General features: G+C 71.1%; 22 protein-coding genes and 1 tRNA gene. 12 read left to right on the top strand and 11 right to left on the bottom strand.

Annotated elements, in window-relative coordinates:
- The first annotated feature begins 7 nt into the window (after positions 1–7).
- From eno to ACZ4VK_RS24245, 6 genes are all read left to right on the top strand, one after another.
- Positions 8–1288, top strand: a complete 1281-nt coding sequence (gene eno / locus ACZ4VK_RS24270) for a phosphopyruvate hydratase (protein WP_468355571.1) — start codon at positions 8–10, stop codon at positions 1286–1288.
- 130 nt (positions 1289–1418) lie between these two features.
- Positions 1419–1889: an FtsB family cell division protein gene (locus ACZ4VK_RS24265; RefSeq protein ID WP_468355568.1), complete on the top strand. Its 471-nt coding sequence runs from the start codon at positions 1419–1421 to the stop codon at positions 1887–1889.
- Positions 1890–1909: 20 nt separating this feature from the next.
- Positions 1910–2452 (top strand): DUF501 domain-containing protein, encoded by a 543-nt coding sequence (locus ACZ4VK_RS24260; RefSeq protein WP_468355565.1) that lies wholly within the window; start codon positions 1910–1912, stop codon positions 2450–2452.
- Positions 2449–3363, top strand: coding sequence for a Ppx/GppA phosphatase family protein (locus ACZ4VK_RS24255; protein WP_468355562.1), 915 nt, complete (start codon positions 2449–2451; stop codon positions 3361–3363). Before ACZ4VK_RS24260 ends, ACZ4VK_RS24255 begins: the two co-directional genes overlap by 4 nt.
- A gap of 380 nt (positions 3364–3743) precedes the next feature.
- A complete protein-coding gene (locus ACZ4VK_RS24250; RefSeq protein WP_468355559.1) occupies positions 3744–5123 on the top strand; it encodes an NAD(P)/FAD-dependent oxidoreductase in 1380 nt (459 codons plus the stop codon).
- Between the two features lie 166 nt (positions 5124–5289).
- Positions 5290–6594, top strand: coding sequence for a class I SAM-dependent methyltransferase (locus tag ACZ4VK_RS24245; protein WP_468355556.1), 1305 nt, complete (start codon positions 5290–5292; stop codon positions 6592–6594).
- Between the two features lie 64 nt (positions 6595–6658).
- On the opposite strand, the gene ACZ4VK_RS24240 is transcribed toward ACZ4VK_RS24245, so the two are convergent.
- The gene (locus ACZ4VK_RS24240; RefSeq protein ID WP_468355553.1) at positions 6659–9190 is read right to left on the bottom strand and encodes an ABC transporter permease; all 2532 of its coding nucleotides are present in this window, start codon (positions 9188–9190) and stop codon (positions 6659–6661) included.
- Between the two features lie 87 nt (positions 9191–9277).
- Positions 9278–10048 (bottom strand): ABC transporter ATP-binding protein, encoded by a 771-nt coding sequence (locus tag ACZ4VK_RS24235; protein WP_468355549.1) that lies wholly within the window; start codon positions 10046–10048, stop codon positions 9278–9280.
- Positions 10049–10433: 385 nt separating this feature from the next.
- Between ACZ4VK_RS24235 and ACZ4VK_RS24230 the strand changes: the two genes are divergently transcribed.
- Together ACZ4VK_RS24230 and ACZ4VK_RS24225 are read left to right on the top strand one after the other, a co-directional pair.
- Positions 10434–10518 (top strand) — tRNA-Leu (locus tag ACZ4VK_RS24230).
- A gap of 231 nt (positions 10519–10749) precedes the next feature.
- Positions 10750–11652, top strand: a complete 903-nt coding sequence (locus ACZ4VK_RS24225; protein WP_468355546.1) for a Bax inhibitor-1/YccA family protein — start codon at positions 10750–10752, stop codon at positions 11650–11652.
- Between the two features lie 91 nt (positions 11653–11743).
- Here ACZ4VK_RS24225 and ACZ4VK_RS24220 read toward each other — a convergent pair whose 3' ends face one another.
- On the bottom strand, positions 11744–12304 hold the full coding sequence (locus ACZ4VK_RS24220) for a TetR/AcrR family transcriptional regulator (RefSeq protein ID WP_468355543.1): 561 nt from the start codon (positions 12302–12304) through the stop codon (positions 11744–11746).
- A 102-nt stretch (positions 12305–12406) separates the two neighbouring features.
- On the opposite strand from ACZ4VK_RS24220, the gene ACZ4VK_RS24215 reads away from it, so the two are divergent.
- A complete protein-coding gene (locus ACZ4VK_RS24215; RefSeq protein ID WP_468355540.1) occupies positions 12407–13279 on the top strand; it encodes an alpha/beta fold hydrolase in 873 nt (290 codons plus the stop codon).
- A gap of 26 nt (positions 13280–13305) precedes the next feature.
- On the opposite strand, the gene ACZ4VK_RS24210 is transcribed toward ACZ4VK_RS24215, so the two are convergent.
- Complete coding sequence (locus ACZ4VK_RS24210) at positions 13306–13536, bottom strand: DUF4287 domain-containing protein (protein ID WP_468355537.1); 231 nt, start codon at positions 13534–13536, stop codon at positions 13306–13308.
- A gap of 109 nt (positions 13537–13645) precedes the next feature.
- Here ACZ4VK_RS24210 and ACZ4VK_RS24205 point away from each other — a divergent pair, with 109 nt between their 5' ends.
- A complete protein-coding gene (locus ACZ4VK_RS24205) occupies positions 13646–13975 on the top strand; it encodes a hypothetical protein (RefSeq protein WP_468355534.1) in 330 nt (109 codons plus the stop codon).
- A 55-nt stretch (positions 13976–14030) separates the two neighbouring features.
- Here the strand turns inward: ACZ4VK_RS24205 and ACZ4VK_RS24200 are convergent, their stop codons facing one another.
- From ACZ4VK_RS24200 to ACZ4VK_RS24190, 3 genes are all read right to left on the bottom strand, one after another.
- The gene (locus ACZ4VK_RS24200) at positions 14031–14867 is read right to left on the bottom strand and encodes a hypothetical protein (protein ID WP_468356348.1); all 837 of its coding nucleotides are present in this window, start codon (positions 14865–14867) and stop codon (positions 14031–14033) included.
- Positions 14868–15121: 254 nt separating this feature from the next.
- Positions 15122–16342 (bottom strand): acetyl-CoA C-acetyltransferase, encoded by a 1221-nt coding sequence (locus ACZ4VK_RS24195; protein ID WP_468355531.1) that lies wholly within the window; start codon positions 16340–16342, stop codon positions 15122–15124.
- Positions 16343–16520: 178 nt separating this feature from the next.
- The gene (locus ACZ4VK_RS24190; protein WP_468356345.1) at positions 16521–17507 is read right to left on the bottom strand and encodes an SGNH/GDSL hydrolase family protein; all 987 of its coding nucleotides are present in this window, start codon (positions 17505–17507) and stop codon (positions 16521–16523) included.
- A 118-nt stretch (positions 17508–17625) separates the two neighbouring features.
- On the opposite strand from ACZ4VK_RS24190, the gene ACZ4VK_RS24185 reads away from it, so the two are divergent.
- Together ACZ4VK_RS24185 and ACZ4VK_RS24180 are read left to right on the top strand one after the other, a co-directional pair.
- Positions 17626–19014, top strand: a complete 1389-nt coding sequence (locus tag ACZ4VK_RS24185; RefSeq protein ID WP_468355528.1) for a cystathionine beta-synthase — start codon at positions 17626–17628, stop codon at positions 19012–19014.
- Positions 19015–19357: 343 nt separating this feature from the next.
- Positions 19358–20200 (top strand): MurR/RpiR family transcriptional regulator, encoded by an 843-nt coding sequence (locus tag ACZ4VK_RS24180; RefSeq protein ID WP_468355525.1) that lies wholly within the window; start codon positions 19358–19360, stop codon positions 20198–20200.
- Positions 20201–20221: 21 nt separating this feature from the next.
- On the opposite strand, the gene ACZ4VK_RS24175 is transcribed toward ACZ4VK_RS24180, so the two are convergent.
- The 4 genes from ACZ4VK_RS24175 to ACZ4VK_RS24160 are packed head-to-tail and all read right to left on the bottom strand — an operon-like array spanning position 20222 to position 22236.
- Entirely contained in the window at positions 20222–20593 is a 372-nt protein-coding gene (locus ACZ4VK_RS24175; RefSeq protein ID WP_468355522.1) for a hypothetical protein, read from the bottom strand.
- A gap of 49 nt (positions 20594–20642) precedes the next feature.
- The gene (locus tag ACZ4VK_RS24170) at positions 20643–21035 is read right to left on the bottom strand and encodes a roadblock/LC7 domain-containing protein (RefSeq protein ID WP_468355519.1); all 393 of its coding nucleotides are present in this window, start codon (positions 21033–21035) and stop codon (positions 20643–20645) included.
- A 41-nt stretch (positions 21036–21076) separates the two neighbouring features.
- Entirely contained in the window at positions 21077–21847 is a 771-nt protein-coding gene (locus ACZ4VK_RS24165; RefSeq protein ID WP_468355516.1) for a transcriptional regulator, read from the bottom strand.
- Positions 21844–22236, bottom strand: a complete 393-nt coding sequence (locus ACZ4VK_RS24160; protein WP_468355513.1) for a roadblock/LC7 domain-containing protein — start codon at positions 22234–22236, stop codon at positions 21844–21846. The genes ACZ4VK_RS24165 and ACZ4VK_RS24160 overlap by 4 nt, the downstream gene beginning before the upstream one ends.
- Between the last annotated feature and the right edge of the window lie 82 nt (positions 22237–22318).

The following is a 22318-nucleotide window of genomic DNA, read 5'->3' as shown; positions in this document are numbered from 1 at the left end:
GATGCTCGTGCCGTCCATCGACGTCGTCGTAGCCCGGGAAATCCTGGACTCCCGAGGCAACCCCACGGTCGAGGTCGAGGTCGGCCTCGACGACGGCAGCACCGGCCGTGCTGCTGTTCCGTCCGGCGCCTCCACCGGTGCGTTCGAGGCCATCGAGCTTCGCGACGGTGACCCCAACCGCTACCAGGGCAAGGGTGTCGAGAAGGCCGTCCTCGCCGTCATCGAGCAGATCGGCCCGGAACTCGTCGGCTACGACGCCACCGAGCAGCGCCTGATCGACCAGGCCATGTTCGACCTGGACGCCACGGAGAACAAGGGCTCGCTCGGCGCCAACGCCATCCTCGGCGTCTCCCTCGCCGTCGCGCACGCCGCGTCCGAGGCCTCCGACCTCCCGCTCTTCCGCTACCTCGGCGGCCCGAACGCGCACCTGCTGCCCGTTCCGATGATGAACATCCTCAACGGTGGGTCGCACGCCGACTCCAACGTGGACATCCAGGAGTTCATGATCGCCCCGATCGGCGCGGAGTCCTTCTCCGAGGCCCTTCGCTGGGGTGCGGAGATCTACCACACCCTCAAGGCCGTCCTGAAGCGCAAGGGCCTCTCCACCGGCCTCGGCGACGAGGGCGGCTTCGCCCCGAACCTCGAGTCGAACCGCGCCGCCCTCGACCTCATCATCGAGGCCATCAAGGAGGCCGGCTACGCCCCGGGCACCGATGTCGCGCTCGCGCTCGACGTCGCCGCGTCCGAGTTCTACAAGGACGGCTCGTACGAGTTCGAGGGCAAGTCCCGCTCGGCCGCCGAGATGACCGACTACTACGCCGAGCTGGTCTCCGCGTACCCGCTGGTCTCCATCGAGGACCCGCTGTACGAGGACGACTGGGACGGCTGGAAGACCATCACCTCGCGCCTCGGCGACAAGGTCCAGATCGTCGGCGACGACCTGTTCGTCACCAACCCCGAGCGCCTGGCCCGTGGCATCGAGGAGGGCTCCGCGAACGCCCTCCTGGTCAAGGTCAACCAGATCGGCTCGCTGACCGAGACCCTCGACGCCGTCGAGCTCGCCCAGCGCAACGGCTTCAAGTGCATGATGTCCCACCGCTCCGGCGAGACCGAGGACGTCACCATCGCCGACCTCGCGGTCGCCGTGAACTGCGGTCAGATCAAGACCGGCGCCCCGGCCCGCTCGGACCGCGTCGCCAAGTACAACCAGCTGCTGCGCATCGAGGAGATCCTCGACGACGCCGCGGTCTACGCCGGCCGCAGCGCGTTCCCGCGGTTCAAGGCCTGATCAAGGCGGCCTGATCAAGGCGGCCTGATCAAGGGCTGACACCCAGCCCCAGGGCAGCTTCCGTACGTCCCCGTACTCGGTCCCGTACCGTGTGCGGGGACGTACGCATGAACAGGGGAGGCGACACGACATGGCCGCGAAGGACCGGGACCGGTTCTCGACCGCGACCCGGATCAGGCTGCTCGGCGAGCAGACCGCCGCCCGTGTCTACCGCTCCCAGACCCGCCGCCAGGCCCGCCGCTCCCGGCTCACCGGCCGCGCGGCCTTCCTCGCGCTCGTCGTCTGCTCCCTCGTCGTGGCGCTCGCCTACCCGATGCGGAGCTACGTCTCCCAGCAGGGCGAGATCGCCGAGCAGGAGCGCAGGGCCGCCGAGGCCGCCCGCCGGGTCGAGGAGCTGCGGGACGAGAAGGCCCGCCTCCAGGACCCGGCCTACGTCCGCCGCCTCGCCCGCGAGCACCTGCACTACGTGCTGCCCGGCGAGACCGGCTTCACCGTGAACGACCCCGACGCGGAGCAACGGCCCCGCGCGGACCAGGGCGCGGCGGACCGCCCCTGGTACGACAACCTCTGGGACGGCGTCGACCACGCCGACCGCCCGTAACGACCTGAATCAAGGCAGACATGGAAACGCCCCCTCCGCAGACCGAACGCACCGAGCCCTCCGACGCGGACATCGCCGCCTTCGAGCTGCAGCTCGGCCGGCCGCCGCGCGGCCTGCGCGCCATCGCGCACCGCTGCCCGTGCGGCAACCCGGACGTCGTCGAGACCGCGCCCCGGCTTCCCGACGGCACCCCGTTCCCGACGACGTACTACCTGACCTGCCCCCGGGCGGCCTCGGCCATCGGCACCCTGGAGGCCAACGGGGTCATGAAGGAGATGCAGGCCCGGCTCGCCACCGACCCGGAGCTCGCCGCCGCCTACCGGGCCGCGCACGAGGACTACATCGGCCGCCGTGACGCCATCGAGGTCCTCGAAGGCTTCCCGAGCGCCGGCGGCATGCCGGACCGGGTCAAGTGCCTGCACGTCCTCGTCGGCCACTCGCTGGCGGCCGGCCCCGGCGTGAACCCGTTCGGCGACGAGGCCCTCGCGATGCTGCCGGAGTGGTGGGCGAAGGGCCCCTGCGTCACGCCGTGCGCGGAGAAGGAAGAGGAGAAGGGCGAGTGACCCGGGTCGCCGGAATCGACTGCGGTACGAACTCCATCCGCCTCCTCGTCGCCGACGTCCACCCGGATACGGGCGACCTCGTCGAGCTGGACCGGCGGATGACGATCGTCCGGCTCGGCCAGGGCGTCGACAGGACGGGCCGGCTCGCCCCCGAGGCGCTGGAGCGCACCTTCGCGGCCTGCCGCGAGTACGCCGATGTCATCAGGGAGCTGGGCGCCGAGCGGCTCCGCTTCGTCGCCACCTCCGCCTCCCGCGACGCCGAGAACCGCGAGGAGTTCGTGAACGGGGTCGTGGAGATCCTCGGGGTCGAGCCCGAGGTCATCACCGGCGACCAGGAGGCCGCGTTCTCCTTCATGGGCGCCACCGGCGAGCTGCACGGCGACGAGACGTACCTCGTCGTGGACATCGGGGGCGGCTCCACCGAGTTCGTCACCGGCAACAAGCACGTCGAGGCGGCCCGTTCCGTCGACATCGGATGTGTCCGGCTCACCGAGCGGCACGTCCGGCACGACCCGCCGACCGCCGAGGAGGCCGACGCGATCCGCGCCGACGTCCGCGCGGCGCTCGACCTGGCCGCCGAGACCGTGCCGATCGACACCGCCGGCACCCTCGTCGGGCTCGCCGGCTCCGTCACCACGGTCGCCGCGATCGCCCTCGGGCTCCCCGAGTACGACTCCGAGAAGATCCACCACGCCCGGATCTCCGCCGCGCAGGTCGCCGAGGTCACCGAGCGGCTGCTCGCCTCGACCCACGCCGAGCGGGCCGCGATCCCCGTCATCCACCCCGGCCGGGTGGACGTGATCATCGCCGGGGCCCTGGTCCTGCGGGAGATCGTGGAGCGGGTCGGAGCCCACGAGGTCGTCGTCAGCGAGCACGACATCCTCGATGGGATCGCCCTATCCGTGGCATAGCGGGCGTCTATCGGGCCTCCTGGCGACATCCCGTCGGGAAAGTTCGTGAAGTTCTTCACAAGGAAAAGGGCCCTGATGGCGCCCGAGGAGGGTCTGAGGGGGGTCTTCGGGCCCTCCGAGGGGCGCCTCAGGGCCCTTTCGCAGGCGCGGAGGCCGATTCGCTCGATGTTTCCATCGTGTGAACGTGTCCCGTGGTTCAGCGTTAACGGGGGCTCTCCGGACCAGTTCACAAGGGGTGAACAACGTTCGCCCTTGCATCCCGGTTCCTTTGCAGCACCATGACATGGATCACGTGGGCGGCGGAGTGTAGCAGAGGTACCCGGAGACCTTGTGAAGGGGCGCACGAGCACCCCCCTCCGGAGGGGTGGATACTCGATCCCATGAGCACCACGGAGCGTCCCAGGATCCTCGTAGTAGGCGGCGGGTACGTAGGCCTGTACGCAGCTCGGCGCATCCTCAAGAAGATGCGCTACGCGGAGGCGACCGTCACGGTCGTCGACCCGCGGTCGTACATGACCTACCAGCCCTTCCTCCCCGAAGCCGCCGCCGGCAGCATCTCGCCGCGCCACGTCGTCGTCCCGCTGCGACGCGTCGTCCGCGGAGCCGAGGTGCTCACCGGCCGGGTCACCACCATCGACCAGGACCGCAAGGTCGCCACGATCGCGCCGCTCGTCGGCGAGGCGTACGAGCTGCCTTTCGACTACCTGGTCATCGCGATGGGCGCCGTCTCCCGTACCTTCCCGATCCCCGGCCTCGCCGAGCAGGGCATCGGCATGAAGGGCATCGAGGAGGCCATCGGCCTGCGCAACCACGTCCTCGAGCAGCTCGACAAGGCCGACTCGACCACCGACGAGGAGGTCCGCCGCAAGGCGCTGACCTTCGTCTTCGTGGGCGGCGGCTTCGCCGGCGCGGAGACCATCGGTGAGGTCGAGGACCTGGCCCGCGACGCTGCGAAGTACTACCAGAACGTGTCGCGCGAGGACATGCGCTTCGTCCTGGTCGACGCGGCCGACAAGATCCTTCCCGAGGTCGGCCCCAAGCTCGGCCAGTACGGCAAGGAGCACCTGGAGAGCCGCGGGATCGAGATCTACCTCGAGACCTCCATGGACTCCTGCGTCGACGGCCACGTCGTGCTGAAGAACGGCCTCGAGGTCGACTCCAACACGATCGTGTGGACCGCCGGCGTGAAGCCGAACCCGGCGCTCGCCCGCTTCGGTCTGCCGCTCGGCCCCCGCGGCCACGTGGACTGCAACGAGAAGCTCCAGATCAACGGCCTCGACTACGCGTGGGCCGCCGGCGACAACGCCCAGGTCCCGGACATGGTCGGCCGCAAGGCCGGCAACCCGAACGCCTGGTGCCCGCCGAACGCCCAGCACGCCCTGCGCCAGGCCAAGGTCCTCGGCGACAACGTGGTGGCCGGCATGCGCGGCTTCCCGCAGAAGGAGTACAGCCACGCCAACAAGGGCGCGGTGGCCGGACTCGGTCTGCACAAGGGCGTCGCCATGATCGTCATGGGCAAGGTGAAGATCAAGCTCAAGGGCCGTCTCGCCTGGTACATGCACCGTGGCTACCACGGCATGGCGATGCCGACCTGGAACCGCAAGATCCGCGTCTTCGCCGACTGGACCCTCGCGATGTTCCTCAAGCGTGAGGTCGTCTCCCTCGGCGCCATCGAGACGCCGCGCGAGGAGTTCTACGAGGCGGCCAAGCCCGCCCCCGCGCCGGCCGCCCCGGCGCAGGAGAAGGCCAAGGCCTCGTAAGCACCTCACCGCTCGACCGTAGAAGGGCCGTCCGCCATCCGTGGTGCGGACGGCCCTTCGCGTGTTCCGTCGACGGATTGCGCTGCGGCGGGAGTGGAAATACCTACGGTCGGTGTTCCCTTGGTGACGAACATTTCTGGGGCACGAGATCACGGAGGTGTGCACCATGGCCGACGCCGCGACGCGGCTGACGACCCTCGCCGAGGAGCTGCTCGGCGGACCGCTCCCGGTCCGGCTGCGAGCCTGGGACGGCAGCGAGGCGGGACCGGTGGGCGGTCCGGTCCTGATCGTCCGGGACCGCCGCGCCCTGCGGAGGATGATCTGGAAGCCCGGCGAACTGGGCCTGGCCCGCGCGTGGGTGGCCGGCGACCTCGACGTCGAGGGTGATCTGTACGAGCTCCTGGACAGTCTCTCCGGCCTCCTGTGGGAGCGCGGGGAGGAGAGCAGGAGCCTCCTGGACGCCGTACGCGATCCCCGGCTCAGGGCCGCCGCCCGCTCCCTGCTGGGGCTTGCCGGACCGCTGCCGCTGCCGCCGCGGCCGCCGGCCGAGGAGATGCGCGGCCGCAGCGGCGGCCGGCACAGCAAGCGCCGCGACAAGCAGGCGATCAGTCACCACTACGACGTGGGCAACGACTTCTACGGCATCGTCCTCGGCCCGTCGATGGTCTACTCCTGCGCGTACTGGACCGAGGACGGCACCCTCGAAGAGGCCCAGCGCGACAAGCTGGACCTCATCGCCCGCAAGCTCAACCTCAAGGAGGGCGACCGGCTGCTCGACGTCGGCTGCGGCTGGGGTTCGATGGCCGTCCACGCCGCCCGCGAGTACGGCGCCCGGGTCGTCGGCATCACCCTCTCCCGCGAGCAGGCCGCCTTCGCCCGCAAGCGGATCGCCGACGAGGGCCTGACCGACCTGATCGAGATCCGGGTCCAGGACTACCGGGACGTCGACGACGGCCCGTACGACGCGATCTCCTCGATCGGCATGGCCGAGCACGTCGGCGCCGTCCGCTACCGGGAGTACGCCGACACCCTGTACGGGCTCCTCAAGCCCGGCGGACGGCTGCTCAACCACCAGATCTCCCGGCGCCCCGAGCCCGACGAGGAGGCGTACGAGGTCGACGTGTTCATCGACGCGTACGTCTTCCCCGACGGCGAACTCGCCCCCATGGGCCGCACCCTGAGCACCCTGGAGGACGCCGGCTTCGAGGTGCGGGACGTGGAGGCGATCCGCGAGCACTACGCGCTCACGCTCCGCCGCTGGGTCGCCAACCTGGAGCGGGAGTGGGACCGGGCGGTCCGGCTCACCTCGCCCGGCCGGGCCAGGATCTGGCGGCTCTACATGGCCGCTTCCGCGGTGTCCTTCGAGCGCAACCGGATCGGCGTGAACCAGTTCCTCGCCGTGAAGACCCCGGTGTCGGGGAAGAGCGGCACGGCCCTGCGCCCGCGCGTCTGGAACGAGAAGACGGACTGACCCGGGTACGGCGAAGGGCCGGCCCCCCGGGTGGGGAGACCGGCCCTTCCTCTCGTACGGGGGACTACTCGGCCTTGATGGCGGCGAGCATGTTCAGCCTGGCCGCGCTCCGGGCCGGCCACAGGGAGGCGAGGACGCCGACCAGGGCGGCCAGGACCAGGAAGATCCCGATCCGGTCCCAGGGCAGGACCAGGGCGTAGCCCGGCAGGCTGCTCTTGAACGTCTCGCCGATCGCCCAGCCGAGGAACGAGCCGAGACCGATGCCGACGACCGCGCCGAACACCGAGATGACCACGGCCTCCAGACGGACCATCCGCTTGACCCGGCGCCGGTCGAGACCGATCGCCCGCAGCATGCCGATCTCCTGCTGCCGCTCGAAGACGGACATGGCGAGGGTGTTGACGACACCGAGGACGGCGATGACCAGGGCCATCGCGAGCAGGCCGTAGACGATGTTCAGGAGCATGTTGATCTGCCCGCCGAACAGGTCGCGGATGTCCTTCTTGTCCATCACGGTGATCGCCGGGTTGTCGCCCAGGGCCTTCGACAGCGCCTTCTCGTGGGCTTCGGACGGGCCGCCGTCCGTCGCCACGAAGATCTGCGGCGTGTGGGCCTGCTGCTCGTGCGCGTCGATCACCTTGTGGTCGATCAGGACGGGCGAGAGGAACTCGCTGTCCTCGTAGACCGCGCCGACCGTGAGCTTGCCCTTGGCCTTGTCGAGGTACTCGACCGGGACGGTGTCGCCGACCTTCAGGCCCCGCTTCGCGGCGGTCTTCTCCGCGACGGCGATCTTCCCCTCGCCGAGGGAGGCGAGCGAGCCGTTCACGACGGTGACCTTGAGGACCTTCTCGATGTCGCCGGGAGTGACACCGGAGGCCGAGACGAACTCGCCCTTGATCTCCAGCGCGCCGGCCTGCTGCGGGGAGAGCGCCGTGACGCCCGGCGCCTTCTCCAGGGCGGCCTGCGCCTCCTTGCCGAGGCTGTCACCGCTCGCCATGGTGATCATGTAGTCGGCCTTGATCTGGTCGACCGTCATCTTGTCGAGGGCCGTGCCGACGGTCGAGCCGATCACCGAGAGACCGGTGACGAGGGTCAGGCCGATGGCGAGCGCGGAGGCGGTGGCGCCGGTGCGGCGCGGGTTGCGGACCGCGTTCAGTCCGGCGAGCTTGCCGGAGACCCCGAAGAGGTTCACGAAGACCGGGCGGATCACGGCGATCACGGGCCGGGACAGGAACGGGATCAGGACGATCACACCGATGAGCGTGAGGAACGCGCCGCCCGCGATGAGCATCCGGCCGTCGTCGCCGCCCCGGCCCGCGCCGAGGACGATCATGACCGCGCCGAGGGCGGTGAGCGCGGCGCCGATGGAGTTCCGTACGACGAGCGACTTGGTGCTCGTGGTGGCGTGGACGCTGTTCATGGCGGCGACCGGCGGGATCTTCGCGGCGCGGCGGCCCGGCAGCCAGGCGGCGAGCATCGTGATGAGGACGCCGACGGCGAAGGCGGAGAGGATCGGGGTGACCCCGAGGACGAGGTCGCCGGCCGGGAGCTTCATGTCGAAGGCGCTCATGGCCGAGCGGAGGGCGGCGGCCATGCCGATGCCCAGCGCGTAGCCGACCGCGGAGGCGACCAGGCCGACGAGGCTGGCCTCGGCCAGGACGGATCGGGTGATCTGCTTGCGCGAGGCACCGACCGCGCGCATCAGCGCCAGTTCCTTGGTGCGCTGGGCGACCAGCATGGTGAAGGTGTTGGAGATCAGGAAGACGCCGACGAAGAGCGCGATGCCGGCGAAGCCGAGCAGCACCTGGTTGAGCGCGCCGAGCCCGGCCTCGATGTCCTTGGCCTCCTGGTCGGCGAGGGCCGCGCCGGTCTGGGCCGTGGCGGCCTTCGGGACGATCTTCAGGACCTCGGGGACGAGCTTGTCCGCGTCGGTGCCGGGGGTGGCGGTGACGGTCAGGTCCTGGAAGAACCCGGGCTTCAGGTAGAGCTTCTGGGCGACGGAGGTGTCGAAGAGGACCAGGCTGCCGCCGGCGTTGACGGCACCGTCCTCGGTGGTGAAGACACCGGAGAGCCGGTACTCCTTCACCGGGCCGTTGGTGGCGACGCGGACGGTGTCGCCGACCTTGTAGCCCCCCTTGGCCGCGGAGTCCTGGTCGAGCGCGACCTGGCCGTCCTCGACCGGCCCGCTGCCCGTGGTGAAGGTGTACGCGCGGTCCTTGCCGTCCTTGCCGGGGGCGAAGTTGGTGCCCTTGTTGGACCAGCCGACGCCGATCAGCTTGCCGTCCTTGTCGGGCACACCGGCGAAGCCGTCGACGCGGGGGGTGACGGAGGCGACGCCGTCGAGCTTCCCGACGCGGTCGACGACCGCCTGGGACAGGCCGGGGGTCTTCCGGGCCTCTTCCTCGTCCGGGTGCATGCTGACGGCGACGGCGACGTCGTCGTAGCTCTTGGCGGACTGGCTGCGGAAGGCCTGGGAGAGGGTGTCGGTGAAGACGAGGGTGCCGGAGACGAAGGCCACGCCGAGCATCACGGCGAGGACGGTCATCAGCAGTCTCGCCTTGTGCGCGAGCACGTTGCGCAGGGCGGTACGGAACATGGGTGTGTCCTGAGGAAGGGGGAGGACGGCGGGCGGGGGTGCGGCGGGCCGTACCGGTTCGAGTCCGGTTCCGGCGCGGTCGCCGTCTTAGCTGGTACGGCCCTTGGCGTCGAAGGCCTTCATGCGGTCGAGGACGCCGTCCGCCGTCGGGTGGAGCATCTCGTCGACGATCCGGCCGTCGGCGAGGAAGATCACGCGGTCCGCGTAGGAGGCGGCCACCGGGTCGTGGGTGACCATGACGACGGTCTGGCCGAGCTCCCGCACCGAGTTGCGCAGGAAGCCGAGGACCTCGGCGCCCGAGCGGGAGTCCAGGTTTCCGGTGGGCTCGTCACCGAAGATGATCTCGGGGCGCGAGGCGAGGGCGCGGGCCACGGCCACGCGCTGCTGCTGGCCGCCGGAGAGCTCGGTGGGGCGGTGGCTGAGCCGGGCGGAGAGCCCGAGCATGTCGATGACCTGCTGGACCCACTGCTTGTCGGCCTTGCGGCCCGCGATGTCCATGGGCAGCGTGATGTTCTCCAGGGCCGTCAGCGTCGGCAGCAGGTTGAAGGCCTGGAAGATGAAGCCGATCTTGTCCCGGCGGAGCTGGGTGAGCTGCTTGTCCTTCAGCGTGGAGAGCTCCGTCTCGCCGATCCGGACCGAGCCGGAGGAGAAGGAGTCGAGGCCGGCGACGCAGTGCATGAGCGTCGACTTGCCGGAGCCGGAGGGGCCCATGATCGCGGTGAACTCACCCTGGCGGAAGTCGACGCTGACGCCGTCGAGCGCGACCACCTGGGTCTCGCCCTGTCCGTAGACCTTCGAGAGATCCGTGGCGCGGGCGGCCACCGCGGTGGCGCGGGACACGGTGGGGGTGGTGGTCACGAGGGACTCCTGTCACTGCGGGGCTGTTGCGGGAACCTCTCCATCGTGTCGAGCGTTCCGGCGCCGGACGTCCGTCCACGTGCCCGTTCCCGGGGCAGCCTGGAGTCGGACGGCGTGCCCGGATCGTCCTCCTGAGGTATGACGGCGTCCCTGAGGCACGGCCTCGTGCCGGCGTTCGCCCGACGTGACAGAAGTGCGACGACTTTTCGTCATTCCAGGGGGTGCGGCTTTGCGCCTGCGACCCCTGTCACAGTTTGGCGAAAGGGCCCCCACCTGCACTGACGCACCCTCAGACGTCAATAAAATAAGACAACATCGGGCGGATGTTCCGCTGAACGAGGGAAGCGCCCCGATAGGCTCATGTGCCAACGCGGAGCTTCGCGACGCCCGGATGGTGGAATGCAGACACGGCGAGCTTAAACCTCGCTGGCCTTCGGGCCGTACCGGTTCGAGTCCGGTTCCGGGCACCACGTTTCGCCGGCGCGACAGCCGGCCCGGCAGGTGGCCCGACGGCCGGCGGCCGCACTCCTCGTCTCCTCCTCTCTCCCCCGTGAGGGTCCCCGCCGAGCGGTCGGGCGCGACATGCGCGAAGATCGAGAACTTGCGGAAAAGATCCTCCCCGAGCACTAGAGAGTTTCTTTTGCCTACGCATTACTCTTGACGAGAGGCCGCGCACATGCGGCACGCCATGGAGGAGTGAGATGAGGAGCAGCAACCCGGTCTTCTCGCGACGGGGGTTCAGCCGCGACACCGGCACCGCGGGCTTCAACGGCCAGCAGCCGCAGGCCGGGGGCCCCGCCGTCGGAACGAACCCGTACGCCACCGGCAACCCGTATGCCGAGGGCGCGACGAACCCGTACGCGACCAACCCGTACGCCCCGCAGGACACGCAGCTCGGCGCCCCCCAGCAGGCGCGCGGCAACGTGATGACGATCGACGACGTCGTGAGCCGTACGGCCATGACGCTCGGCACGGTCGTGCTCACCGCCGTCCTCTCCTGGCTGCTGCTGCCGGTCGACCCGGCGAACCTGACCAAGTCCTACGGCATCGCCATCGGTGCCTTCCTGGTCGCGCTCGTGCTGTCGCTCGTGCAGTCCTTCAAGCGCAAGCCGTCGCCGGCGCTGATCCTGAGCTACGCGGCCTTCGAGGGTGTCTTCCTCGGAGTGATCTCGGCCGCCGTCTCGACGTACATCGCCGACGGCGTGGTCATGCAGGCGGTCCTGGGCACGATGGCGGTCTTCGCCGGTGTGCTCATCGCCTACAAGCTGGGCTGGATCCGCGTCAACCGCCGCTTCTACGGCTTCGTGATGGCCGCCGCGATGGGCTTCATGCTCCTCATGGTGACCAACCTGCTGTTCGCCGTCTTCGCCGGCGGTGACGGCCTCGGCTTCCGCAGCGGTGGCCTCGGCATCCTCTTCGGTGTCATCGGCATCATCCTGGGCGCCTGCTTCCTCGCCCTCGACTTCAAGCAGGTCGAGGACGGCGTGAACTACGGCGCGCCGCGCGAGGAGGCCTGGCTGGCCGCCTTCGGTCTCACCATGACCCTGGTGTGGATCTACCTGGAGATGCTGCGTCTGCTGTCGATCCTGCAGGGCGACGACTGACGTACCCCGAGACTCGGGGGAAGGGCCCGTCCGGCTTCGCGCCGGGCGGGCCCTTCCGCGTGCCCGGGGCCTTCCGTGTGCGCGGGCCGTGTCAGGGCCGTGCCGCGTCGAGCAGGACCCGCGCCGCGGCCTTCGCCTGTGCGGCCGGTTCGGGGGAGCCGGTGATGCCCGCGACGGCCATGGCGCCGTTGGCGAGCAGGGACAGCTGGTCGGCGAGGACGGCCGGGGCGCCGAGCGCGTCCGTCTGCTCGGCGAAGTACGCCCGCAGCGCCTCCTTGTGGTCGCGGGCGACGGCGGCCACCGAGGGGGTGACGCCGCCGAGCTCCCCGAAGGTGTTGATGAAGGCGCAGCCCCGGAAATCCGGCTCGGCGAACCAGTCGGCGAGCCAGTCGAAGACCGCGAGCGCCCGCTCGTACGGCCCGTCGGCGACCTGCGCGCCGTGTGCGGTGAGGGAGGCGCGGACGGCCTCGTCGCGGCGCCGCAGGACGGCTTCGAGCAGCAGGTCCTTGGAGGGGAAGACCTGGTAGAGCCGCTTGAGCGAGACGCCGGAGGCGGTACGGATGGCGTCCATGCCGACCGCCTGCACCCCGCGTTCGTCGAAGAGCCGTCCCGCGGTGTCGAGCACCTTCAGCTCGGCGGTTTCCGCGTCCATCGTCCGATCACCCCTTGCATGGAGAACCATCGTTCTCGTAGCCTACAGGGCATCGGGGGAACGGTCGTTCTCTCGATCGGATCCGGAAACGGGGAGTGAGCCATGTCCGCCTTCGCCCAGCGCACCCACACCGTCACCATCGACGGGCTCGACGTCTTCTACCGGGAGGCCGGGGACCCGGCGAACCCCACCCTCGTCCTGCTGCACGGCTTCCCGTCCAGCTCGCACATGTACCGGGGCCTGATCGCCGAGCTCGCCGACACGTACCACTTGATCGCCCCCGACCACATCGGCTTCGGCGCCTCCGCCGCCCCCGCCGTCGACGACTTCGCCTACAGCTTCGAGGGGCTCACCGGGATCACCCTGAAGCTGCTCGACCGGCTCGGCGCCGACCGGTTCGCCCTCTACATCCAGGACTACGGCGCCCCCATCGGCCTCCGGATCGCCTCACGCCACCCCGACCGGGTCACCGCGATCGTCAGCCAGAGCGGCAACGCCTACGTGGAGGGCTTCACCCCCTTCTGGGACGTGCTCTTCGCCCACGCCAAGGACCGCGAGGCGAACGAGGCCGCGGTACGGGAGCTGCTGACCTCGGAGGCCACCCGCTGGCAGTACACCCACGGCGTGCCCGCCGACCGGCTCGACAGGCTCGCCCCCGAGGCCTGGACCCTGGACCAGGCCGGCCTCGACCGGGCCGGCAACAAGGAGATCCAGCTCCAGCTCTTCTGGGACTACCAGTTCAACCTGGACGGCTACCCGGCCTTCCAGGAGTACTTCCGCACCCACCGGCCGCCGCTGCTCGCCGTCTGGGGGCGCGGCGACGAGATCTTCGGGCCCGCCGGCGCGGAGGCCTTCGCCCGCGACCTGCCGGACGCCGAGATCCACCTCCTGGACGCCGGGCACTTCGCCCTGGAGACCCACGGCGAGGAGATCGCGGTACTCGTCCGGGACTTCCTCGGCCGGCACGTGAAGTGAGCCGAGGCGCCCTCGGGACCAGGGGCTCAGAGCAGTCTGCGCGCCGCCCTCCGCAGGTCGTACTCGTGCAGGATCGCCTTCGCGTGGCCGTACGCCAGGTCGTGTGCCCCGCGCAGCCAGTTCACCCGCTCCTCGAACCGGAGGAGGGAAGGGCCCTCCTCGACCGTGCGCATCCAGTCGGCGATCTCACGACCGGTGCGGCGCGGGATCCGGGCCAGCATCTCGCGGTGGGTCTCTTCGGAGAATGTATGGGACATCGGCGCCTCCGGACGCGTCGTACCGTGTGCTCCTCGTACTCCTTCACGACACCGTGCCGAAGGCACGGCCCGTTGGCAAGGGGCCCGGGGCGGCGCGTAGGGTCACGGGGTGCGCGATACGAGTGAACTGACCGCCGCCGTCGAGCGCTTCGCCGACCGGCTGCGGGCCGCCCCGCAGAGCCGTCTCCAGCGGGGCGCGGCGGCCGAGGGTCTCGCGCTCGCCCGCGAGCTCGCGGTGCGGGCGCAGCGGGCCGAGGACCCGGAGCGGGAGCCGAGGATCATGCCGGACGCGGGGGTCTTCACCGTCGCCGACCAGCTCGTCGTCGCCGGGAACGACCTGGCCGAGAGCCTGCGGACGGCCCCGGCCGGCTCCCACGAGGGAGACCTGGGCGAGGCCGTGGAACTGGTACGGGAGGCGGCGCGGCGCTCGGGGATCTAGACACCCACCAGGGGGTGCCCTGTCCTGGCCGCGCGCGAGAGGGCTCGGCACGATGTCAGAGGGACGCGATGACGCGGTCCGCCAGGATGTAGACGTTCTCCTCGTCCGACTCGCCGTACGAGAAGGTGAGGGCGAAGGCGCCCGAGACGCCCGAGCCGCCGAGCAGCACCGGCGTACGGCCGGAGCGCAGGGCCTCCGCCAGGCGCTCCGCGGTCTCGCGGTGCCCCGGGGTCATGCAGAGCGTCGTGCCGTCCGCGAAGACGTACACGTCGAGCGTGCCGAGCGGGCCCGGGCGGACGTCGGTCAGCGCCGTGCGGGTGTCGGCCAGCTCTTCGAGGCGGGCCACCGTGCGCTCGTGGTCGGTGACCACGGGCGTCTGCACCGGCACGAAGTCCGGGTGCGAGGGGTGACGGCGGCGGGCCGCGGCCAGCTCCGCCGAGTCCTCGGGGTACTCGTCGAACGCGTCGAGGGCGTCGAGCGGGTCGGGGCCGTCGAGCGAGACCGCCTCCGCCTCCATGGCGTCGAGGGCCATCGCCTCGAGCCCCACGAAGTCCGCCTGGCGCGGCACGAAGAAGGAGCCCTCGTCGGCCGGGCCGCCGAGGCCGCCGAGCAGGGACGGGGCGTCGGCCGCGTCCCGGGCCTCCTGCGCGGCCCAGAAGGCCCGCGCCTCGGCGAGCTCGCGCTCGCGCTCCTCGGCCAGTGCCTCCGTGACCGCGGCCCGTATCTCGGCGGCGGGCGTGGCGGAGCGCGCCGCGGGAACGGTGACGCCGTGACCGGCCGCCAGTTCGTTCCGCAGGGCGGTGACCTGCTTGCGGAGACCGTGGACGGCGTGCAGGGCGGCAGCGCCCACGGCCGTGGCAGCGGCCGTGGTCAGCAGCAGGGCAAGAGGCATGGTGCTCACTGACGTACTCCCGATTCCGAGTCGATCCCCCGACTTCCTACATCAGCTTGTCCTGGGGTGGGGCTCGCTGTCAGTGCATTACGTCACGAATTGGACAGGTATTTCTGCCAGGTGTTTAGTCCCGAAACGGCTCTGACCTGGTAAAACGATCTCCCCCAGGAGATAGGTCACATCCTGGGGGAGATTCGGTCACGGCTCGGACGCGGCGCGGTTGACCCGCCCGGCCCGTGGGTTGGCCCAGGCGGTCAGCTCAGGCGCTCGATGACCATGGCCATGCCCTGGCCGCCGCCCACGCACATGGTCTCCAGGCCGAACTGCTTGTCGTGGAACTGGAGGCTGTTGATCAGCGTGCCGGTGATGCGGGCGCCGGTCATGCCGAAGGGGTGGCCGACGGCGATGGCGCCGCCGTTGACGTTCACCTTGTCCAGGTCCAGGCCGAGGTCCTGGTAGGACGGGATCACCTGGGCCGCGAAGGCCTCGTTGATCTCGGCGAGGTCGATGTCGCCGATGGTCAGGCCGGCGCGCTTGAGGGCCTGCTTCGAGGCCTCGACCGGGCCGAGGCCCATGATCTCGGGGGAGAGGCCGGAGACGCCGGTGGAGACGATCCGGGCCAGCGGCGTCAGGCCGAGCTCGCGGGCCTTGGTGTCCGACATGATCACGAGCGCGGCGGCGCCGTCGTTCAGCGGGCAGCAGTTGGCGGCCGTGACCAGGCCGTCGGGGCGGAAGACCGGCTTGAGGCCCTGCACGCCCTCCAGGGTGACGCCGGCGCGCGGGCCGTCGTCCGTGGAGACGACCGTGCCGTCCGGGGTCGTCACCGGGGTGATCTCGCGCTCCCAGAAGCCGTTCTTGATGGCCTGCTCGGCGAGGTTCTGCGACCGTACGCCGAACTCGTCCATCTCCTGGCGGCTGATGCCCTTCCAGCGGGCCAGGTTCTCGGCGGTCTGGCCCATCGCGATGTACGCGTCGGGGACGACGCCGTCCTCGCGCGGGTCGTGCCAGGTGGAGCCCTCGGAGGCGGCGACCTCGGCGGTACGGGCCTCGGCCTCGGCGAAGAACGGGTTGTGCGTGTCGGGCAGCGAGTCCGAGTTGCCCTTCACGAAGCGGGAGACCATCTCGACGCCGGCCGAGATGAAGACGTCGCCCTCGCCGGCCTTGATGGCGTGCAGCGCCATGCGGGAGGTCTGCAGGGAGGAGGAGCAGTAGCGGGTGACCGTGCAGCCCGGCAGGTGGTCCATGCCCATCTGCACGGCGACGATCCGGCCGAGGTTGTTCCCCTGCTCGCCGCCGGGCAGACCGCAGCCCAGCATCAGGTCGTCGATGTCACGCGGGTCGAGCTCCGGCACCTTCGCCAGGGCGGCCTGGACGATGGTCGCGGTGAGGTCGTCCGGCCGCAGGTCCTTCAGGGAGCCCTTGAAGGCCCGGCCGATGGGCGAACGGGCGGTCGAGACGATCACGGCTTCGGGCATCACGGCTCCATGAGGGTGCGGAGTGAGCGGACTGAAAGGGAAGTTACCCGTACGTATGGCGGTGGTCACCGCTCTGAGGGTGTGACGCGGACCTCTTTTCTAAGCGAGCGCTCAGTCATGGGGGTTCCCCGTGCCCGGAACGACCCCGTCGGGTGGGCGGGGGCCACGGCCCCAGGGCCTACGCCTGGGCGTCCTCCGGGGCCGGTTCCGGGGTTTCCGCCGTCGGGAGCCGGCGCCGGCGGCGGTGTTTCAGGAGCGCCCACGGCGCCCGCGCACCCGTCACCTCCGTGCCCGCCTCCCGCGCCGCCTCGACCGCCGCCTTCGCCACCGGCAGCATGTCCTCCCGCCGGGCCGGCTCGAGACGGTCGGTCTCCGGCCAGACGCCGAGCACCGCGCACAGCGTCGGCAGGACGGCCATCGCCGCCGTCGCGTACCCCTCGGCGGAGGGGTGGAAGCTGTCCACCCCGAACATCTCGCGCGGGTTCGCCGCGAACTCGGGACCGAGCAGGTCGCCGAGCGACACCGTCCGCCCGCCCTGCTCCACGACCACGATCGTCTGCGCCGCCGCGAGCTGCCGGGAGGCCCGCCGGGCGAGCCAGCGCAGCGGCTGGTAGACCGGCTCGATCGTCCCCAGATCCGGGCAGGTGCCGACGACCACCTCCGAGCCGGCCGTCCGCAGCCGCCGTACCGCCGACGCCAGGAGCCGTACGGACTCGGTCGGCGGCATGCGGTGCGTCACGTCGTTCGCCCCGATCATGATCACGCACACGTCGGGCGGCCCCAGGGGCTGGCTGAGCAGCAGCGACACCTGGCGCTCCAGGTCGTCCGAGCGCGCCCCGGACAGGGCCACGTTCCGCAGCACCACCGGCCGCTCGGCCACCGCCGCGAGCCCCGAGGCGAGCAGCGCGCCCGGGGTCTGCCCCGAGCGGCGCACCCCCTGACCCGCCGCCGTGGAATCACCCAGAAGGGCGAGCCGCAGGGGGTCCTCCGTGCCGAACGCCCTGCCGTACAGACCGTCCGCGCCCGGGGGCAGCGGGGCCGCCCCGCCGCCCACCGTCCGCTTCGCGAGCTGCATCTCGGCCAGCAGGACGCCCACGGCCGCCACCCCGAGCAGCCCGATGCTCCCGCCGCCGTACGCCGCACCCGCCGCGATCCGCCGCGCCACCCTCGCCCTCGACATGGGGCCGTCACCTCCTTCAAGCCGTTCAGGGTCTAACTGCCCCGTAACCCGCTCCGACTACGCATACGCTGGCCACACCATTACGGAGACCCCGGAGATTACGGTGCAATTCCACGACTCGATGATCAGCCTCGTCGGCAACACCCCGCTGGTGAAGCTCAACAACGTCACAGCGGGCATTCAGGCGACCGTCCTGGCCAAGGTCGAGTACTTCAACCCCGGAGGCTCGGTCAAGGACCGGATCGCCGTGCGGATGATCGAGGCGGCCGAGCAGAGCGGTGAGCTGAAGCCCGGCGGCACCATCGTCGAGCCCACGTCCGGCAACACCGGCGTCGGCCTGGCGATCGTGGCCCAGCAGAAGGGCTACAAGTGCATCTTCGTCTGCCCCGACAAGGTGTCGCTCGACAAGATCAACGTCCTGCGGGCGTACGGCGCCGACGTCGTCGTCTGCCCGACCGCGGTCGACCCGGAGCACCCGGACTCGTACTACAACGTCTCGGACCGGCTCGTCCGTGAGACGCCCGGTGCCTGGAAGCCCGACCAGTACTCCAACCCGAACAACCCGCGCTCCCACTACGAGACCACCGGTCCCGAGCTCTGGGAGCAGACGGACGGGAAGATCACCCACTTCGTCGCGGGCGTCGGCACCGGCGGCACGATCTCCGGCACCGGCAACTACCTCAAGGAGGCCAGCGGCGGCGCCGTGAAGGTCATCGGCGCCGACCCGGAGGGCTCCGTCTACTCGGGCGGCTCGGGCCGTCCGTACCTCGTCGAGGGCGTCGGCGAGGACTTCTGGCCGACCGCGTACGACCGGAACGTCACGGACCGGATCGTCGCCGTGTCCGACAAGGACTCGTTCCAGATGACCCGCCGCCTCGCCAAGGAGGAGGGCCTCCTCGTCGGCGGTTCCTGCGGCATGGCGGTCGTCGCCGCCCTCGAGGTCGCCAGGGAGCTCGGCCCGGACGACGTCGTGGTCGTGCTGCTTCCGGACTCGGGGCGCGGCTACATGTCGAAGATCTTCAGCGACGAGTGGATGGCCGGCCACGGCTTCCTGGAGGACACCTCCACCGCGACCGTCGCCGACGTCCTGCGGCACAAGGAGGGCGTCATGCCCTCCCTCGTCCACATGCACCCGGACGAGACCGTCGGCCAGGCCATCGAGGTGCTCCGCGAGTACGGCGTCTCCCAGATGCCCATCGTGAAGCCGGGCGCCGGCCACCCCGACGTCATGGCCGCGGAGGTCGTCGGCTCGGTCGTCGAGCGCGAGCTGCTCAACGCCCTCTTCACCCAGCGCGCCTCCCTGGAGGACCCGCTGGAGCGCCACATGAGCCCGCCGCTGCCGCAGGTCGGCTCCGGCGAGCCCGTCGCCGACCTGATGTCCGTCCTCGGCGAGGCCGCCGACGCGGCGATCGTCCTGGTCGAGGGCAAGCCGACAGGCGTCGTGAGCCGCCAGGACCTGCTGGCGTTCCTGGCCAACGGTGGCGCGAAGTAGTACGTGTAACGGGCGCTTCGCACAACTGGTACGAGCGCGACACGTAGGGGCAGCACCCGCTTAACACGCGTCCGGCACATTGGTGGTTGTCGGCGTCACGGACTTCCGGAGCGGCTCCCGGGCCTCCACAGACGTCGCGGACGCGGAGGCCGGCCCTGACCCGGGCCCGTGTCCCTCGCGGGGACCGCCGTCGTCCCGCCCCCCGGCAACGGGGGTGCGGCGGTCCCCGCGCAACCTCTCGCCCCCTCGCCCGGTCTCCGATACCGGACGCGCTGGCCCTCCGCCCGCCCCGCTGCATATCCTCATGCAGAGTCATTGGCGGGTGAATAACCGAGGGGGCGGCATGAGTGACAGCCCGGCCGGCCGGCTGCAGGCGCTCTTCGAGGGGCACCGGCTGACGCCGACACAGCGGCGGATCGCGCACTGCATGGTGCGGCGCGCCGGTGACGTGCCGTTCCTGTCCAGCGTCGAGCTCGCCGAGCTCGCGGGGGTCAGTCAGCCCTCCGTCACCCGGTTCGCCGTCGCCCTCGGCTTCGACGGGTACCCGGCGCTCCGCCGCCACCTCCGCGAGGTCGCGCCGCCCGAGCCCGGCGGCGAGGGCGAGGGCGAGGCGCTCAACGAGTACCAGCAGGCCGTGCTCGCCGAGATCGAGAACCTCCAGCACCTCGCCGGGCTGCTCGCCGACCCCACCCCCGTCGAACGGGCCGGGCGGCTGCTCGCCCGTTCCCGCCCACTGCCCGTCCTCGGGCTGCGGGCCGCCTCCTCGCAGGCGCGTGGCTTCGCCTACTTCGCCGCCAAGGTGCATCCCGACGTCCGGCTCCTCGACGAGGGCGGCTCGATGCTCACGGACCGCGTCGACGCGGCCGTACGGGCCGGGGCCACGGCGCTGCTCTGCTTCGCGCTGCCCCGGCATCCGCGGGAGGTCGTGGAGGCCCTGGAGTACGCGCGGGCGGTCGGCCTCACGGTCGTGACGGTCGCCGAGTCGGCGTTCGCGCCCGTCGCCGCCCACAGCGACCTGCTGATCCCGGCCGCCGTGGGCACCGGGCTCGCCTTCGACACCGCCTGCGCGCCGATGATGCTCGGCCGGGTCCTCCTGGAGGCCATGGCCGACGAACTCCCGGACGCGCAGGCGCGTCTGGAGGAGTTCGACACGAAGGCGGCGGCGCGGGGCCTGTTCGTCGAGTAGGCCCCGGGTGTGCGTGCCGGGTCAGACCTCCAGCTCGTTCTCGATCTTCTTCAGCTGGTGGCGGGCCATCGCCAGGTTGGCGCGGCTCTTGTCGAGCGCCAGGTAGAGGAAGAGGCCGTTGGCGCCGCGTCCCTTGAGCAGCCGGATCAGGTGGTAGTGGGCGCCGAGGGTGATGAGGATGTCCTCGATCTCGTCGTTGAGCCCCAGCATCTCCATGGCCCGGACCTTCGCCCGTACGACGTCGGTGTTGCCCGCCGCCGCCACGTTCAGGTCGAGTTCGTTGCCGCCGCCGATCGTGCCGAGCGCCATTCCGCTGGTGTAGTCGACGAGGGCCGCGCCGATCGCGCCGTCGATGGAGGCCGCTTCCTTGAGGGAGGTCTCGGTGTTCGCCATGGTGTCGTACTTCCTTTTCGGGTGTGCTGTCGGACGGTTCGGGCGCGGTTCAGTTCGGGTCTCTGCGGTCGAGCGCGCCGTCGACGAGTTCGCCTATCCGGACGCTGGACCTGCGGGCTTCCAGATGGAGCCGCCCCACGTTGATCCGGGGCTCGGCGAGGAGGGTCAGGACGGCGGCTTCGCCCGCCGCGTACGTGGCCACGTAGCCGTTCTCGCCGCGTACGAGCAGCTCGCGGAAGCGGCCCTGGCCGGTGGAGTCGGTCAGCCGCCGGCCGACGCCGAGTGCCGCCGCGGTCAGCGCGGCGACGCTCGACGCCTCGCCGTCCACGGTGTCGTGGGCCAGGACGAGCCCGTCGGCGCTGGCCGCGAGCGCCCCGGTGAGCTGGGGAAGGCGGGCCCGCAGCCGTCTGAGCTCGTCGAGGACCTCGGCTTCTGCCGTCATGAGCTGTTTCCTTTCGGCGCGCAGGCGCAGGGCACGCCGCATCACAGGTGTGCCTCCAGTGCGTCACGGAGCCGGCGCAGCAGGGCGATGTCGGGATCCGCCATCTGCGCGGCCGGTAAGGGGAGTCGCGGCGCGGGGACGGGTTCGGGGTCGGGCGGTGTCGCGACGAGCCCGGCGGCGGCGAGCCGTCGTACGTCGAGGAGGGTGTGGAAGGCGGGGCGGCCGAGGAGCCGGGCGAGCTCCGCCGGGGTCCGCTCCCCGTCGGCGGCGGCGAGCAGCGCGCGCTGGCGGGCACCCACGGTCTGGCCGGGGGCGGCGGGGCGCGGCACGACCGGGGCGCTGTCCACGGAGGCGTACGGCCAGACGGCGTCGAGGAGTTCACGGCGGCGTACCGTCTCGCGCTCGACGGCCTCGGCGGAGACCGGCCGCACCGTGCCGAACCAGTGCCCCACCCCGTACCGGAAGCGGGTCGGTCCGGTGGTGGGGGAGAGGGCGAAGAAGGCCGCGTCGAAGACGGCGCCGAGGTGGCAGATCTCCAGCTCGCCGTCGTGCAGCCGGCCGCTGTCGACGAGGAAGCGGCCGACGGCGCGGTGGGCGCCTGCCCGGTCGACGGCCTCGTCCCAGCCCTCGCGGGGCAGCCGTCCGCCGGTGGTGAGGAGGACGTCGACGCCGGGGGCGGCGGGGCTCTCGGCGTGCACGACCCGGCCGTCGACGAGGTAGAGCGTGCCGTGGTCGCGGAGCAGGGCGCCGGTGGCCTTCTCGGCGGCGAGCCGGACCAGCATCGGGGAGACGGGGGTGGCGACGGCGCTCATCCGAGGACCAGTCTCTCGGCGAGGTCGCGGAGCCTGATCCGGGCGAGGGCGAGGTTGCCGGTGTGGCGGTCGAGCCAGAGGTGGAGGAAGACGCTGCTGTCGAAGGAGGTCTCGACGAAGCGGAGGACGTGGTAGCCGGTGCGGGTGGTGACGATCAGGTCCTCGACGGGCGGTCCGTCCCCCGGGCCCTCGCCCGTCGCCGCGAAGGTGTCGAACTCGGCTGCCGAGCGGGCGAGTTCGGCGGTCTCCGCGGCCGTGGTCTCGTGGTCCCCGACCGGAGAGTCGCCGGCGGTCCCGAGGGCGAGCCCGCTGGTCCAGTCGACCAGGGAGGCTCCGCGAGCGCCCGGCAGGGCCATGGCCTCCAGCAGGCACTCGTCGATTCCGGGCACGCGGATTCCCCTCCCGATGCGGCGTGCGAACGTACGGCAGTGACCGTGACGTTACTGAACGCAGCGCTCCCGGGGAGGTGTT

Source organism: Streptomyces sp. NPDC028711 (genome assembly GCF_055565415.1).
The sequence above is the reverse complement of the archived record's forward strand: the minus strand, read 5'-3'. Positions and strand labels throughout refer to the sequence as shown.

Bases quoted from the DNA above. Each gene is read 5' to 3' on its own strand.
- ACZ4VK_RS24215 (WP_468355540.1), top strand. From the start codon at position 12,407: ATGTCCGCCTTCGCCCAGCGCACCCACACCGTCACCATCGACGGGCTC.
- ACZ4VK_RS24265 (WP_468355568.1), top strand. From the start codon at position 1,419: ATGGCCGCGAAGGACCGGGACCGGTTCTCGACCGCGACCCGGATCAGG.
- ACZ4VK_RS24195 (WP_468355531.1), bottom strand. From the start codon at position 16,342: ATGCCCGAAGCCGTGATCGTCTCGACCGCCCGTTCGCCCATCGGCCGG.
- ACZ4VK_RS24200 (WP_468356348.1), bottom strand. From the start codon at position 14,867: ATGCCTCTTGCCCTGCTGCTGACCACGGCCGCTGCCACGGCCGTGGGC.
- ACZ4VK_RS24225 (WP_468355546.1), top strand. From the start codon at position 10,750: ATGAGGAGCAGCAACCCGGTCTTCTCGCGACGGGGGTTCAGCCGCGAC.
- ACZ4VK_RS24245 (WP_468355556.1), top strand. From the start codon at position 5,290: ATGGCCGACGCCGCGACGCGGCTGACGACCCTCGCCGAGGAGCTGCTC.
- ACZ4VK_RS24165 (WP_468355516.1), bottom strand. From the start codon at position 21,847: ATGAGCGCCGTCGCCACCCCCGTCTCCCCGATGCTGGTCCGGCTCGCC.
- ACZ4VK_RS24250 (WP_468355559.1), top strand. From the start codon at position 3,744: ATGAGCACCACGGAGCGTCCCAGGATCCTCGTAGTAGGCGGCGGGTAC.
- ACZ4VK_RS24180 (WP_468355525.1), top strand. From the start codon at position 19,358: ATGAGTGACAGCCCGGCCGGCCGGCTGCAGGCGCTCTTCGAGGGGCAC.
- ACZ4VK_RS24260 (WP_468355565.1), top strand. From the start codon at position 1,910: ATGGAAACGCCCCCTCCGCAGACCGAACGCACCGAGCCCTCCGACGCG.
- ACZ4VK_RS24170 (WP_468355519.1), bottom strand. From the start codon at position 21,035: ATGACGGCAGAAGCCGAGGTCCTCGACGAGCTCAGACGGCTGCGGGCC.
- ACZ4VK_RS24210 (WP_468355537.1), bottom strand. From the start codon at position 13,536: ATGTCCCATACATTCTCCGAAGAGACCCACCGCGAGATGCTGGCCCGG.
- ACZ4VK_RS24240 (WP_468355553.1), bottom strand. From the start codon at position 9,190: ATGTTCCGTACCGCCCTGCGCAACGTGCTCGCGCACAAGGCGAGACTG.
- ACZ4VK_RS24220 (WP_468355543.1), bottom strand. From the start codon at position 12,304: ATGGACGCGGAAACCGCCGAGCTGAAGGTGCTCGACACCGCGGGACGG.
- ACZ4VK_RS24175 (WP_468355522.1), bottom strand. From the start codon at position 20,593: ATGGCGAACACCGAGACCTCCCTCAAGGAAGCGGCCTCCATCGACGGC.